We start from the raw sequence: 15,448 nt of genomic DNA on the forward strand, positions 1-15,448 counted from the left end.
CACGATGTCGAAGCTGCGACAAAAGGGGATTCGCAGCAAGGTCTCTTTTGCCCAGGCAGTTGGGCTCGCGAGCTTCGATTTTATTGCGACCTTCGTATCCTACGTGGTTGCTGCATGGGGAACGACCGAATGGACGCTGACGGTAAGCCATATCGGTTCCTTTGCCGCTATTGGCGTTCTCGCGCTCATTACTGTTTGCGTCTATGCCGCGTGCGGCATGTACTCATGCCTCTGGCGGTATGCGAGCATTTTTGAATGCCTGCGCATCGCGTTGGCTTCGATTGCGGCAGCGGTGGTTGCGGACGTTGTGTTCGCCGTGCTGCTCCAGGCGCAGCTCTCGCTTAGGACGTATGTTCTTGCGTGGGCAATCCTATTGATTCTTTCTGCCGGCGTGCGCCTTTCTATCCGTGCGCTCTCGGGTTCCCAGGCTTGGCGCTTTTCAAATGGGCGCGGTGCCCTGCAGCCGCGAACCCTGGTAATCGGCGCTGGCGAGGCTGGATCCCTTGCGGTGAAGCGCATGCAATCTGGGGACCCGGATATGCCGGGTTACCCGGTTGCCGTGGTGGATGACGCCCGTGCCAAGCAGGGCATGCGCCTGCATGGCGTTAAGATCGCTGGAACGTGCGAGGACATTCCCCACGTGGCGGAGGCTTGCGCTGCCCAGCAGATCGTGCTGGCGATACCCTCTGCCACGCGCGAGCAGCGTCAGCATATCTTCGAGCAATGCATCCAGACGGGGCTGAAAGTCTATACGCTCCCGCCCTTGCAGGATATTTCCAAGACCGGACGCGTGCCGCTGCATGATGTAGACATCGCTGATCTTCTCTCGCGCGAAGAGGTCGAGCTTGATGTGTCGCTTGCTTCCGGCTATGTGGAGGGTCGGACCGTCTTGGTGACGGGCGGCGGTGGCTCCATCGGCTCTGAGCTGGTGAGGCAGCTCCTCCCGGCGCATCCGGCGCGCGTGGTGCTCTTTGATATCTACGAGAACACGGTGTACGAGCTTTACCATGAGCTGGCTGCAAAGGCCAAGGCTCAGGGCACGGAGCTGCTGTGCGAGATCGGCTCAATCACGCATCTGCCTGCGCTCGAGCGGGTGTTTGATCTTTACCAGCCCCAGGTGGTGTTCCATGCCGCGGCGCACAAGCACGTGCCCCTCATGGAGGCCGACCCGCGTGAGGCAGTGGAGAACAACGTCTTCGGCACCTTGAACGTGGTACGCCTGGCCGACCAGCGCAACTGCGAGCGCTTCGTGCTCATTAGCACGGACAAGGCTGTGAATCCCACCAACGTGATGGGCGCCACCAAGCGCATGTGCGAGATGATCGTGCAGAACTACGCCAAGCGCTCGAACTGCGTGTATGCGGCGGTGCGCTTTGGCAACGTGCTCGGTAGCCATGGCAGTGTGATTCCGCTGTTCAAACGCCAGATCGCTGCAGGCGGCCCCGTGACGCTCACGCACCGCGATATTACGCGCTACTTCATGACCATTCCCGAGGCCTCTCGTTTGGTGATTACCGCGGGGGCCCTTGCCAAGGGTGGCGAGATTTTCGTGCTCGATATGGGCGAACCGGTAAAGATTTACGACCTTGCGATAAACCTCATTCGCCTGTCTGGCCTTGAGCCCGGTCGCGACATCGAGATCGTGGAAACGGGTCTGCGTCCAGGCGAAAAGATGTACGAAGAGCTGCGCATGGACGGCGAACGGGTGGAGCCCACCGCCGACGGTCGCATCAACGTGACCGTGGGCCGTGCTCCCGGCGTGGACGAGGTCCGCGGCAATCTGGATATGCTGCGAGATAGCCTTGGCTCCAGCAACGATGACATTAAGCGCGCACTTGCTGCTGCGGTGCCGACGTATGCTGCGGAGGTGGGGAAGTAGTGAATGCGAATATCGATCTGACGCAGATCGAGGATGCCTCCGCTGTCGGTTTGACAATCGATGCAGCACCGCAGGCGTATGCGCTCACGGGGGTGCCTGAAGAGCTTCGCCGTGAGCTTGCACTCTCTGGCAGGTACGGCTATCGCTTTGTGAAGCGCGCCTTTGATATCGCGGCAAGTGCGTGCGGCATGCTGGTCCTTTCTCCGGTAATTCTGGGTACGGCAATTGCGGTGAAGGTAACGAGCCCTGGCCCGGTGCTGTTCAAGCAGCAGCGCGTGGGGCGCGGCAAGAAGCTCTTCAGCATCTATAAGTTCCGTACCATGAGGACGGATACGCCAAATCTACCCAGTCATATGATCAACGCCAATGATTGGTTTACCCCGATTGGCTCCACGCTGCGCAAGTTCAGCTTGGACGAGTTGCCCCAGCTGTGGAATATCTTTTGCGGGAATATGAGCGTAGTGGGCCCGCGTCCTGCCCTGTGGAGTCAGTTCAATTTGGTCGCAGCACGCGATGCAGTTGGTGCCAATGATGTGCGCCCCGGCCTTACGGGATGGGCGCAGATCAATGGCCGGGACGAGATTTCAATCCAGGAGAAGGTCGCACTTGACGGCGAGTATGTGCGCCGCCGCGGCGTGATGTTCGACATCAAATGCTTCTTCGGTACGTTCTCCAAGCTTTCTGGTAGCGAGGTCGTAGAGGCCGAGGTGCCGGAAGACCATGGTGATGAAGCTCGGGAGGTGGCTGCCGAGTGAAGCGCGTTTTGATTACCGGCGCCGGCAGCTATGTTGGCGGCTGGGTGCGCAAGCGCCTGGAGCAGGAGCCTGAGAGATTCTATGTAGAAGAGCTCGATGTCCAGGACGATGCGTGGAAGTCGTTCGATTTCTCCGGCTTCGACTCCGTCTTCCATGTCGCGGGTATCGCGCACGTGTCTACGGTTCCGTCGATGGAAGCGCTCTACTTTCAGGTAAACCGTGACCTGGCTGTTGAGGTGGGGGAGCGCGCCAAAGCTGCGGGAGTCCGTCAGCTCGTATTCATGAGCTCAAGCATCGTGTATGGAGATAGCTCGAGCCGTGATGAGGGCCCTATCACTCGTGAAACGCCTGCGACCCCGGCCAACTTCTATGGGCGGAGCAAACTTGAGGCTGAGGAAGGACTTCAGCGGCTCGCCGATGAACAGTTTAACGTGGCTATCCTGCGATGCCCCATGATTTACGGTCCGGGATGTAAGGGCAATTTCCCAACGCTCGCGAAAATTGCTCGCAAGCTTCCGATTTTTCCTGAAGTGCGTAACAAGAGGTCCGTCCTTTACGTCGAGAATCTAGCTGAGTTTGTTGCCCAGGTTGTAGACCGAGGGCTCTCTGGCATGTTCTGGCCTCAAAACGCTGACTACATGTCCACCTCTGAGGCAGTGCGCCTACTTGGAGAAGCGCAGGGCAGTTCTGTTCATGTAACCCGCGTGCTCTCGCCATTCGCTTCACTCGCTTTGCGTTTTACCGAAGCCGGCCGCAAGGCGTTTGGCAGCCTGTATTACGACATGGCGATGAGCGACTACGGCTTTGACTATAGAGTTGCCAGTTTTGACAAGTCGATAGAAGAGTTCTGCTTTCAGCAAAAGGTTTTCTGACAAGAAAGTAAGCTCATGAAATCTGGGAAACTAGTTAGTATTACTACGGCGACATTCAATTCAGCCAAAACGCTTGGCAGAACGCTTCAATCAGTTCTTGATCAGGATTATGACAATATCGAGTACACCGTTATGGATGGTGGTTCATCTGACGGAACTGTAGAGCTTGCCCGTTCATTTGAAAAGCGTTTTCAAGATCGGGGCTTTATCTATCGCGTTATCTCTGAACCTGATAAGGGAATGTATGACGCGATTAATAAGGCTATGAATGCTTCCAGCGGCTTGATCATCGGAAATATCAATAGCGATGATTGGTATGAGTCGTCGGCTATATCAAAAGTGGTCAACGCATACAACGAATATGGCGGCTTTGACTTACTGTACGGGGACCTAATGATTCATGCTCCGAGCAGATCGTTTGTCAAAAAAGCAAAGCCTATGGGATTGTACGAGACGTCGCGCCACTGGAATCACCCAACAACTTTTTTAGCTGATAAGGGCGCTAGTTATAGATATCGTCTTGACAATCTGTATGCAGATTTTGATCTTGTAATTCGCATTCGGAAAGACGGAGGAAAAGTCGTCGTATTAAACGAGCTTCTTGCTGATTTCACGTTTGGTGGTATGAGCACAGAGAAATCTTGGGAGCAAGTTAAGAAGCGAATTCGATATAGAAACCAAGTTTTAAAGGATAACCACTGTTCTTTGCTGGCAAAAGCAGAGGGTATGGCTATTGATATTGCAAAATACTTGATTTCATAGGGGAATACATGAAAAAGGCGTTGATTACTGGCATTACTGGACAAGATGGCAGCTATCTTGCTGAGTTTCTACTTGAAAAAGGCTACAAGGTTCACGGTATAGTTCGGCGCTCCTCGAGTCATACGACAGACCGTATTGACCACATTATCGACCGCCTCTCCATTCATGAGGGTGATCTCTCAGACTCATCCTCAATCATCCGGGTGATGGCCGAGGTGCGACCCGACGAGGTCTACAACCTGGCTGCTCAGTCGCACGTGGGCACCTCGTTTGATGTTCCCGAGTATTCGGGTGACGTTGATGCACTCGGAACACTTCGGGTGCTTGAGGCTGTTCGAATCCTTGGGTTGCAGAAGTCGACGAAAGTGTATCAGGCATCGACTTCCGAGCTCTATGGTAAAGTGGAGGAGGTTCCTCAAAATGAGAAAACTCCATTCCATCCGTATAGTCCTTATGCCGTAGCTAAGCAATACGGCTTTTGGATTACCAAGGAGTATCGAGAGGCTTATGGGATGTTTGCCTGTAATGGCATTCTTTTCAACCATGAGTCTCCGAGGCGTGGTGAGAATTTTGTTACGCGAAAGATCACCCTTGCGGCTGCTCGCATTGCTGAAGGTCTTCAGGATCATTTAGAGCTGGGCAATCTTGATAGCTTAAGGGATTGGGGATACGCGCGAGATTACGTCGAATGTATGTGGTTAATTCTGCAACAGGACATGCCTGATGATTTCGTTATCGCCACGGGAGTGCAGCACTCTGTTCGCGAGTTTGTTGAATGGTCATTTAAGCACGTTGGCATCATTTTGCGTTGGGAAGGCGAAGGAATCAACGAAAAGGGCTTCGATATTGAGACGGGCAAGATGCTCGTCAGTGTGAATCCTACGTTTTACCGTCCTACAGATGTTGTTGATTTGTGGGGCGATCCAACGAAGGCACGTACGGTGCTTGACTGGAATCCGCAGAAGACCAGTTGCGAAGAGCTTTGCCGCATTATGGTCGAACATGACCTTAGGCTTGCCCGACGTGAGCGGGCGCTTAAGGAGGTCGAGTAACATGCCGATGGATAAAGAGGCGAAAATCTACGTTGCAGGCCATCGAGGTATGGTAGGCTCAGCAATTGTTCGTGAACTTAAGCGTCAGGGCTATTTTAATATCCTAACAAAAGCTCATTCGGAGCTTGATCTTATGCGTCAGGACGCAGTAGAGACGTTCTTTGCTAAGGAACGTCCTGATTACGTGTTCCTCGCGGCGGCTAAGGTGGGTGGTATTGCCGCTAATGCTGGTGCGTTGGCGGACTTCATGTACGAGAATATGGTCCTCGAGATGAATGTCATCAACTCAGCATGGCGGAATGGGTGCAGGAAGCTCGAATTCCTCGGTTCTAGTTGTATATATCCGCGCATGGCCCCGCAGCCCATTAAGGAGGAGTATCTCCTTACCGGCGAGCTTGAAGGGACCAACGAGGCATACGCGCTCGCCAAAATCTCAGGGCTTAAGTATTGCGAGTACCTGAATCGCCAGTATGGGACCGACTACATCTCGGTGATGCCGACGAACCTGTACGGTCCCAACGACAATTACCACCCTGAGCATAGCCATGTGCTTCCGGCTATGATTCGGCGCTTCCATGAGGCTAAGGAGGCTGGTGCTTCGTCTGTTACCTGCTGGGGCGACGGGAGTCCGCTTCGCGAGTTTCTCTACGTTGATGACCTGGCCAACCTGTGCGTTTTCTTGATGAATTCCTATTCCGGGAATGAAACGGTGAATGCAGGTACGGGCCAGGAGGTGACCATTAAGAAGCTCGCTGAACTGGTGGCTAGGGTAGTTGGGTATGAAGGGGAGATCCTCTGGGACGCCTCGCGGCCCAACGGGACTCCTCGTAAACTTCTCGACGTCAGTAAGGCAGAGGCGCTTGGTTGGCGCTACCGCACGGAACTTGAAGACGGTGTCCGTCTTGCCTACGAGGACTTTCTGTGCAATCCGACTAGGGCGGAGCGCTAGATGAATGTTATTCTTCTCTCGGGAGGGTCGGGTACACGCCTTTGGCCTCTTTCGAACAGCGTTAGGTCCAAGCAGTTTCTCAAGGTTTTGAAAGATGAAAATGGGTCACCCTGCTCAATGGTTCAGCGCGTGTTTCGTCAAATTGAACGCACGCGTCTGGCGCAAGGAGGGCATCTTCTTGTCGCTACGAGCGGTGAGCAGGCGGGGCAGATTCGCGCTCAGCTAGGAGAAACCGTTGAGGTTGTTGCCGAGCCAGAGCGCCGTGACACAATGCCCGCCATACTTCTTTCCTGCGCATATCTTGCGAGTAGGTTTGGCTGTGAACCGAATGAGCCGGTTTTGGTCATGCCAATTGATCCATACGTTTCTGATTCGTACTTTGAGAGAGCTAAGCTTGTAGGAGAGGCCGCGTCGGAAGGGCTGAGCGACGTTGTGCTCATGGGCGTAGAGCCTACGTACCCCTCTGCAAAATATGGATACATTATCCCCAAGCAAGAGGGGATTGGACGCTCAATTCCCGTGGAGCGATTTATCGAAAAGCCGAGCGAGGAAGATGCTGCGACACTTATAGAGCGGGGTGCACTATGGAACTGCGGTATCTTCGGGTTCAAGTTGGGGTATGTTCTCAGCATTCTTGAGCGGATATTGGGCGCTGCGTCATTCGATGAAGTTCGCTCTCGGTACAGCGAGCTCGAGAAAATCTCTTTCGACTACGGTGTCACAGAGAAAGCAAAACACGTAAGTGTTGTAGGCTATAGCGGTTCATGGAAAGACATCGGAACATGGAATACCCTCTGCGAGGAGATGTCGGATCCTGTTTCTGGGCACGCTGTGCTTGGCGAAGGCTGTGAGGGCGTTCATGTAGTGAATGAGCTTGACATGCCTGTCGTAGCGCTTGGGCTCAAGAACGTTGTTATCGCTGCGACACGGGACGGCATCCTTGTCTCCGATAAGGATGCCTCTTCCCATAACAAGCCTTACGTTGAGCGCGCTCAGGCTGATCACCCCATGCATCAGGAATACAAATGGGGCCGTATAGAGGTGCTCGATGAAGAGCCCGTTGGGGAGATGGCTGATGGCGTCTCCGTGGAGCGAGTTTTTGTACGCTCGGGATGCTCTCTGTCTGGAGCGGTTGCTAGAGCGACAGTTTCTATTGCGATTTCTACAGGAACAGGTGACGTTGTAATCAACGGCACTTCACATTCCCTGCATGCGGGTTTTGCCATTGCAGTTCCGGAGGGCGGGGAATATCGCATAGAAGCATCGACCGACATTTCTATGGTTCGAATAACCGTAAAAGGGTCTCCATCATTCCGTACAGACGGTGAGGTATCGGACGAGTTTCAGCGCTGGTTCGATAGCTCGACGGATGCAGACCGCCACGAGCTTGAATGCCTGGCTGGCGATCAGGCAAAGTTGCGCGATTGCTTTTATCGTGACCTTTCGTTTGGCACAGGGGGCGCGCGTGGTCTTGTAGGGCCTGGCCCGAATCGCCTGAATAAAACGACAGTTGGAAGGTTGGCTCAAGCGCTGGCTAACTATCTGTGCGAGCAGGAGGTTGCACCGATAGTCGTTCTTGCACGTGATTCACGGCTTAGTGGTGAAGCGTTCGAGGGCCGTGTTGCTGCAGTGTTGGCTGCAAACGGGGTTCGAGTCTTACGTTTTTCTACTCCGACTCCTACGCCTACTCTTTCTTTTGCAGTCCGAGATCTCTCTGCGTCTGCCGGTGTTGTTATTACCGCATCACATAATCCAGCAGAGTACAACGGTTTTAAAGTATATGGACCAGATGGTTGTCAGGCGACGGATACGCTTGCTGGCGAGATTCAACGTAGAGCAGATCAGATCGATCCATTCGGGGATGTTAAGCTTATCGACTTTGAGTTTGCAATAAGGAACGGCTTAATAGATACGGTGGATGATGGCGTCCTGGAGCGCTACGCCAATGCCGTTCTGGCGCAATCGCGTGGCATTGATTGCAGCGGACTTAAGGTTGCCTACACGCCCCTCTGCGGCACCGGACTTCGGCTATTGGATCATATTTTGTCTCGTGCTGGGCTGTCGCAATCCAATCGCAGTCTCTGTGTTGTTTCTTCGCAGAGAGAGCCCGATGGCAGATTTCCGACCTGCCCGATACCCAATCCTGAAATTCAAGAAGCTCTTAGTGAGCTTAAGATAGAGATGGCTGCTTCTGGATGCGAACTCGGTATCGCGACGGATCCAGACGCCGACCGTTTGGGTGTCGTTGTTAGACACGAGAGCGAACTGTGTGCTTTGACCGGCAACGAACTCGGTGCGGTTCTGCTTGACTGGGTCTGCGCTCGCGAAGCATCCTCTGGTCACAATCCAGCCGGACGTGTGGTTGTTGCAACTGTGGTGACAAGTCCTCTTGTTGCGGCCGTTGCTGCTAAATGGGGTCTGGAGCTTCGACTTACACTCACGGGTTTCAAGTACTGCGGCGAGCAGATAGGTCTTCTTGAATCAGAGGGCCGCGAGTACGATTTCCTTATGGGAATCGAAGAGAGTTATGGACTTCTTGCCGGTTCTTATGCGCGCGACAAAGATGGCCTTGTTGCCGCTTTGCTTGCCTGCGAGGCAACCGCAGACCTTGCTTCAAGGGGCATGGACCTTATCGATGCGCTTAAAAAGCTTCAGAATGAAGTTGGTTTCTACAGTGACAGGCAAATCTCTGTGCCGTTCAGCGGCCCGGGCGGCGCAGAGGAGATGCGTTCGGCTATGCGTGCCTTACGGCTTAAGCCCCCCGTGTTTATTGCGGGAATTGAGGTTGAGTCGAGCGTTGACTACGTTGGTGGTTCGCCTATGCTGATTGTGAACGGCAAGCAGGATACAACACATCAGATACTCCCTCCATCAGATGTTCTTCAATTTAGCCTCTCGGATGGGTCGAGGGTCGTGATCCGGCCAAGCGGTACCGAGCCCAAGTTAAAGCTCTATCTTTCTGCTCGAGGCTCATCATTTGCCGAGGCCATGTCGCACATTTCGAATATCGAGAACGCCGTTAGAAGATTGGTCGGTGCATAGCGTGAAGCACGTGCACATTAATACGGTTCCTAACGGATCAACTGGCAGAATCATGTTGGCACAGCATCGTGCTCTGCTCGCTGCAGGCGAAAACTCCTTTGCATTTTGGGGGAGAGGGAGAGCTCCAGAGGCAGATACGGAGAATCAGTTCTGTAAAGCGTCGGAGGTGTATTTAGACGCCTTATTAACTCGAGTTGACGGACGAGCAGGATTTCACTCGAAGACCGCGACACGTCGTTTGCTACGCATGCTAGATGATATTGATCCTGATGTTGTGCATTTGCATAACTTGCATGGCTACTATGTGAATGTTGAGATGCTGTTCGAGTGGTTGGCAAGGCGCGATTGCTCGATTGAATGGACCCTCCACGATTGTTGGGCTTTTACTGGGCACTGTGCTTACTTTACTTATGTGAGATGCGACCGGTGGAAGACGGGTTGCGAGAACTGCCCGCAGAAGCGATCCTATCCTGCCTCCTTTTTCATGGATGGGAGTGCTGGGAATTATTGCTTAAAGTGTCGCTTGTTTACGAGCATATCTCCTGAGCGCATGGAGCTTGTCACCCCGTCCCAGTGGTTGAAAGGGCTTGTTGAACAGAGTTTTCTAAAAGGCTATCCGATTGTTGTTCGACACAATGAGATTGACCGATCCCAGTTCAAACCGACCGCGAGCGACTTTCGGGCGCGGTGCGGGATAGGGGGCCGCACCATGATTTTAGGGGTAGCGAGCCCTTGGACGGAGCGAAAAGGACTTTCGGATTTCGTTCGATTGTCGGCGGAGCTTGATATAAAGAAGTACGCCATCGTCCTTGTTGGGCTTAATGAAAAACAGATTAAGAAGCTTCCCGATAGCATCATTGGAATTAAAAAGACCGAGTCGAAGCGTGAGCTCGCCGAGATTTACACCGCTGCCGATGTGTTTTTCAATCCGACTCGGGAGGATAACTATCCTACGGTCAATCTAGAGGCTGAGGCATGCGGGACGCCTGTTGTTACGTATAACACTGGAGGGTGTGGGGAAACTATCCAGCTCAGGGATTCGAAAGTGGTTGTCGACTTCATTGACGCCGTGATGCATTTGAGGAAGTTGAACAGCTAAGTGCTGGAAACTCGGTTTTATTCAGATACAAATTCACTGGTAATAGTTGTTGGTTTTCTTTTGGAATGGATTCAACGGTGGAAAGCGCATCGAATGCCAATGTGGTTACAGTTAAAAACATACTTGGCCTGTTTTGCTTGGTCCTTTCATTGTGTATTGCTATGCTTGGGATTTGGGATGATGCGCGGCTTATTATCGGGCTGTTGCTCGTATCATGTTCCCTATGCCTAATTGTGCATGTTCGACGAAACGTTATTTTGTTCGTGATTTGCTTTGTGATAATGTACTCAAACTACTCTGCCGTGGTTGCAAACGTCTTCCCCCCCTACTCGGGCTATGACACTATGTACTCAAACTCTCCGTATTCTGCGGAAACGCTGCTTGCGTGTATGATCTTCATGTCGACACTCCTGATGTTCATCCCGGCTTATATTCCAGAAACTCCTTTTTTCAGCTTGTTTTCTTGCATTCCCTCTTTTAAGTACCGAATTGTCTCTACACTTGTGTTGTCGATTGCTTTACTTGTCATTTTTGCTAGTGGCCTATCCGGGCTTTTTGCCGAAGGAAGAGCATCTGTCTCTTCGATTTTTGAATACGCATACCTGCTCCTCTTGGTAGGCTTTCTTCTTTCGGGGGATAGCAAGGTATGCAGGTCCATTTTTCTGATACTTGCGATTCTATATATTGTGCAGCCGCTTCTAGGTGGGAATCGAGCCAACATGCTGAACGTCGCTCTGCTCTTTTTTGTCTTGTTCGCCTCGAATCGGTTTACTTGGAAAAGTGTACTGCCTCTTCTGTTGGTTGGAACACTTTTTCTGGTGACTTTCGGCTACTATCGATCTTCAGATCATTTCGGGTTCCTCTACATCGTTTCACAGATGAGAAACGCGCTGATAACAACGGTGCAAAATTCGTTTATTTGGGACACGGCCTCATATGCATTTCAACAGTCAGTTGCTTTTTTGGATTTAAAGGATGATATCAACATAGGAACGTCGTTGTATCTATTGGGCCAATGGGTGCAATCGTGGTTCTTGGGCAGCTCTGTGGTTCCGGACTCTGCCCTTCCCGTGTATGTCCAAGAACGAATTGGTGGACTGGGGGGAGGCTTTCTTCCAGTTTATTTCTATTTCTACTTTGGCGTCCCTGGCGTTATTTTATCTGGAGCGATGGTTGGCTTCTGGTTCAAAAAGATTGCGTGCTTGGGGGAGGCTGTTTCTCCGGCTATGGCTTTCTTAAGTGTTGGGATTGCCGTGACGGTGTGCAGATGGTATCTCTATTCTCCGGCCGCATTCACTTCAAGCATGTCCTTCTCAATAGTTATATGCGTGTTCCTGTCATTCTTTGTAAACAACTTCTTTAAGCCACGAAGTGTAGTCGATCGTGGTTCACCTGATCTTCGCGTTCAGAAATCAATATGAATACTGTAGGAGCGGGGGATGATCAAAGAATATGAGACTGACATACCGGCAAATGGTTTGACACCGCTAAGGAAAAGGTATTGGGCGCTTTGGTGTATTCGGCATGAACAGCATGCGAGAAACATGGGCCTGAAACGCTTTTTTGCATAAGTCAAGAAGGTGCTTCTATTTGGAACCGGATGCGAACTTCCGTCAGCTGCATTCCAAGGGGAGGGTATAAGATTTCCTCATCTAAATGGGATTGTTGTTAGCGATAAAGCGCGAATCGGATCTGGACGCACCCTGTTTCATCAAGTGACTCTTGGCATAGCATCGGAAGAGGATGGGGACAGCGCCCCAGTCGTTTTAAATAACGTGACCATAGGTGCTGGATCAAAGATAATTGGACCGATAACTATAGGTAATAACGTGATAGTTGGTGCAAATTCCGTTGTAACGAAAAGCATACCTCAAGATGTGACCGTTGTCGGTGCGAATAGGATTCTGAAACGAAAGGTGCAGCAGTGACTCGTCCGATGGTAAGTGTCTACTGTGCAACATATAATCATGTGCAGTATATCCAAGATGCTCTCGAGAGCTTCGTTGCGCAAAAAACGAGTTTTCCGTTTGAAGTAATAGTGCACGATGACGCCTCAACAGATGGCACTTCGGAAATAATTCAGGATTACGCATCTCGTTATCCGCAAATACATCCAGTTATCGAATCGGAGAATCAGTATTCAAAGCATAGAAGCTTCTTTTATGAAGATATTTTGCCAACTATTAAAGGGAAGTATTGACCAGGCTCCGTACGTTCAGACCGTTGATGTGATAAACTATCCATATATCAACATATTCAACAAACAAGATATTTATCTGTATAGCAGGAATCGTTACCTACCTTATTTGTAGCCCTCATTTGATATCTGCAGGCTCGTTCCGATACAGGCTATTCATTTAAATTGAATTAATAGGCCCCTGTTCTCTAATTGATACGACAGGGAATGCCTATTGGATTGATTGGTTGTGCTTATCTTGAGCAATAGTCAGCTAGGCTTAGGAGCCGTTTTATCATACGCGACTTCAATTGTTTCCCTTCTCCTTGGCCTGTTCTATACTCCTTGGATGATAGATGTCATTGGGGCCGATGATTACGGACTCTATACTCTAGCGGTCTCTGTCATCAATATGTTTTTGATTGACCTTGGGCTGAATACAGCGATTTCTCGTTTTCTTTCCAAGTGCTATGCAGAGGGAGATATAGATAAAGCTAACGCATATCTTAGTTCTGCGTATGTGATGTTTTCGCTTCTGGCTGCCGCTGTTTCCATTGCTTTGATTGTTGTATTTGTTTTCATAGATGAAATCTATACAGGTTTGACGGCAGAGCAGCTCAATACTTTCAAGCCCCTTTACGTCGTAGTTGCTATGTATAGCGTCATTTCTCTCCCGTTCATGTCTCAGACGAGCATCCTCGTGGCAAATGAGCAGTTTGTTGCTTTTAAGTTATGTGCTTTATTACAGAAGTTTTTTGTAACTGCGCTGACGATCGTCTGTCTTCTGATGGGGCAAGGAGTCTTTTCTATCGTTGCGGCGACGGCCGTTGGTAACCTGGTATTTATCCTCATCCGCTCTATTATTATTCGTAAGAGCGCTCAGGTGAACGTTAAGCTTAGAAAAGCTAACTTCGTCATGATCCGTGAGCTTCTAGGTTTTTCCGGTTGGGTGGCTATTTCCGATATGGGTGCTCGTTCTCTGTGGGCAGTTACCCCCACAATACTTGGGATTTTTTCAAATAGTTTTGCTATTGCTTTGTTCGGCCTTGCTTCTCAGCTTGAAGGTTACGTCTATACAGTTGCGGATGCGATCAGTGGTCTTCTCATGCCCTCAGTTACGCGAGCCCTGCATTCAGAGCGAAGCGGTGAGAAGCTATCCGCTCTTATGATCAAGGTTGGTCGTATTCAGTTGTTTGTAATTGGAATAATAGAAGTATGCTTCTTCTGTTTCGGCTCGGAGTTTATTCATCTCTGGCTTGGTGATGGATATGACGATCTTTGGCTTTGTACCCTGCTTGTAATCGCACCGCATATCATTTTGCTTCCCCAAACGGCAGGATCTGTTGCTCTGACAGCTGGTAATCACGTAAAGAGCAAGGCGTCTATTGTTCTCATAGAAGCAGTTCTATCATTGATATTGTGCGTTTTTCTATGTCGGCCTTTCGGTGCACTTGGTGCTTGCGTGTCAGTTGGAGCGGCCTTTGCTTTCAATGCCCTAGCCACTAATGTTCTCTTTGTACGCAAGTTGGATGTTAATGTGAGTAAATATTATCGAGATACATTTTTGCCTTGGTTTGCCGCATCGGTCCCTACCGTTATCCTCGGTTCGATTCTCCCTCATGTAATTAGTGCGTCCGGATGGTTGGGACTTATCGCTTGCGGCATAATTACGGTCTTTTTCTATGCTGTGTTTTGGTGGGTGTTCGTCTCAAATGAATATGAACGTAACCTCGCCTTTTCTTTTTTCGGAAAAAACAAATAGGGAAACTTGAGAGAGCGAAATGAATCCAGTTATCGAGATAGTAGATTCTCCATTGGAGGCCTTGGTGCAAGTGCCCGTCCGCGTCAGGATTTGGATACGGCCCGAGCTGCAGCGTGAGCAATTAGAATGCATTCGGCGAGAGAGGCCGAACTGCCTCATATTGGTTTCTGATGGAGGTCGTACCGAAGCGGAAAAAAGACTCATTGCTGAAAGCAGAGCTTTATTTGATGACATCGACTGGCAGTGTGAGGTTCATAGGCTGTATTGGGAGAACAACGCGGGCCTGTATACAAGCGGATCTATATCAAGCGAATACATTTGGTCGAAATATGACAGATGCGTATTTCTTGAAGACGACATCATGTTTTCAAACGGCTTTCTTCGATTCTGCGCTGACATGCTCGAACGATATAAGAATGACGAACGCATTATGGCAGTATGCGGAATGAATCATGAGGGCGTTTCTGACGGACCCAACGCGGATTATTTTTTCTCCCGCGAAGCGAGTATATGGGGCACCGCGACGTGGAGGCGCGTTAATAGACAAGTTTTGGACTTCTTTAATGATTGCTTCTCATATGAACATGCTCGTGTAATGGAAAACGCAAGGCTCAACCCTGATTTCCGCCGTAGATTTAAAGGGTACTGCGCAAATCCTGAATATGAAGGTCATGTACCCGGCACTGAGTTCTGGCGCGCTCTTTATGCATTTGCAAATAACCAGCTATACATTGTGCCGACGCGCAACATGATTATTAATAAGGGATGCGGGGCTGATTCTGCCCATAGTGACGAACTATCGATGTTGCCTAGAGGCATGCAGAGGCTGTTTAACGCGAAAGCTTACGACTTGGAGCAGCCTCTCGTACACCCCATATTTGTGATACCTGATGAGCGATATGAAAAAGCTGTCTATCGGATAATGGCTGTGGGGCATCCTTTGGTTCGCCTCTATCGAAAGATGGCGCGAGCATGGAAGATCATGCGTAAGAGGGGGGTTCGCTCGGTTGCCAGGAAGATAGTTTCTACTTTTGCCCATCCTAAGGAGACATAAGTTTCCGCATCTTTGAGTCATCCTTCAACCCAAGTCTATCTTTGCC

General features: G+C 50.7%; 13 protein-coding genes. All 13 read left to right on the forward strand.

The window, feature by feature from the left end:
- The first annotated feature begins 4 nt into the window (after positions 1-4).
- Entirely contained in the window at positions 5-1,879 is a 1,875-nt protein-coding gene (locus GJE22_RS03515; RefSeq protein WP_144687831.1) for a polysaccharide biosynthesis protein, read from the forward strand.
- Positions 1,879-2,634, forward strand: coding sequence for a sugar transferase (locus tag GJE22_RS03520; protein WP_235895772.1), 756 nt, complete (start codon positions 1,879-1,881; stop codon positions 2,632-2,634). Before GJE22_RS03515 ends, GJE22_RS03520 begins: the two co-directional genes overlap by 1 nt.
- Positions 2,631-3,506 carry an NAD-dependent epimerase/dehydratase family protein gene (locus GJE22_RS03525; protein ID WP_144687832.1) on the forward strand — a complete coding sequence of 292 codons (876 nt, stop codon included), beginning with the start codon at positions 2,631-2,633 and terminating at the stop codon, positions 3,504-3,506. The genes GJE22_RS03520 and GJE22_RS03525 overlap by 4 nt, the downstream gene beginning before the upstream one ends.
- Positions 3,507-3,521: 15 nt before the next feature.
- The gene (locus GJE22_RS03530; protein ID WP_144687833.1) at positions 3,522-4,268 is read left to right on the forward strand and encodes a glycosyltransferase family 2 protein; all 747 of its coding nucleotides are present in this window, start codon (positions 3,522-3,524) and stop codon (positions 4,266-4,268) included.
- An 8-nt stretch (positions 4,269-4,276) separates the two neighbouring features.
- Positions 4,277-5,320 carry a GDP-mannose 4,6-dehydratase gene (gmd, locus tag GJE22_RS03535; protein ID WP_144687834.1) on the forward strand — a complete coding sequence of 348 codons (1,044 nt, stop codon included), beginning with the start codon at positions 4,277-4,279 and terminating at the stop codon, positions 5,318-5,320.
- Between the two features lies 1 nt (position 5,321).
- Complete coding sequence (locus GJE22_RS03540; protein WP_268878511.1) at positions 5,322-6,269, forward strand: GDP-L-fucose synthase family protein; 948 nt, start codon at positions 5,322-5,324, stop codon at positions 6,267-6,269.
- The gene (locus GJE22_RS03545) at positions 6,270-9,311 is read left to right on the forward strand and encodes a sugar phosphate nucleotidyltransferase (RefSeq protein WP_144687835.1); all 3,042 of its coding nucleotides are present in this window, start codon (positions 6,270-6,272) and stop codon (positions 9,309-9,311) included. It abuts the gene before it with no gap.
- A gap of 523 nt (positions 9,312-9,834) precedes the next feature.
- Positions 9,835-10,410 (forward strand): glycosyltransferase, encoded by a 576-nt coding sequence (locus GJE22_RS09910; protein ID WP_195760771.1) that lies wholly within the window; start codon positions 9,835-9,837, stop codon positions 10,408-10,410.
- Between the two features lie 77 nt (positions 10,411-10,487).
- Positions 10,488-11,831: a hypothetical protein gene (locus GJE22_RS03555; protein ID WP_144687837.1), complete on the forward strand. Its 1,344-nt coding sequence runs from the start codon at positions 10,488-10,490 to the stop codon at positions 11,829-11,831.
- Between the two features lie 294 nt (positions 11,832-12,125).
- A complete protein-coding gene (locus GJE22_RS10280; RefSeq protein ID WP_407923526.1) occupies positions 12,126-12,338 on the forward strand; it encodes a DapH/DapD/GlmU-related protein in 213 nt (70 codons plus the stop codon).
- An 8-nt stretch (positions 12,339-12,346) separates the two neighbouring features.
- Positions 12,347-12,610, forward strand: a complete 264-nt coding sequence (locus GJE22_RS10285) for a glycosyltransferase family 2 protein (protein WP_144687872.1) — start codon at positions 12,347-12,349, stop codon at positions 12,608-12,610.
- Between the two features lie 226 nt (positions 12,611-12,836).
- Complete coding sequence (locus GJE22_RS03570) at positions 12,837-14,348, forward strand: oligosaccharide flippase family protein (RefSeq protein WP_144687839.1); 1,512 nt, start codon at positions 12,837-12,839, stop codon at positions 14,346-14,348.
- A 19-nt stretch (positions 14,349-14,367) separates the two neighbouring features.
- Positions 14,368-15,402, forward strand: a complete 1,035-nt coding sequence (locus GJE22_RS03575) for a hypothetical protein (protein WP_144687840.1) — start codon at positions 14,368-14,370, stop codon at positions 15,400-15,402.
- Positions 15,403-15,448 lie beyond the last annotated feature (46 nt).

The sequence above is a fragment of the Enorma shizhengliae genome (assembly GCF_009676995.1).
In the GTDB taxonomy this organism is placed as follows: Bacteria; Actinomycetota; Coriobacteriia; order Coriobacteriales; family Coriobacteriaceae; genus Enorma; species Enorma massiliensis.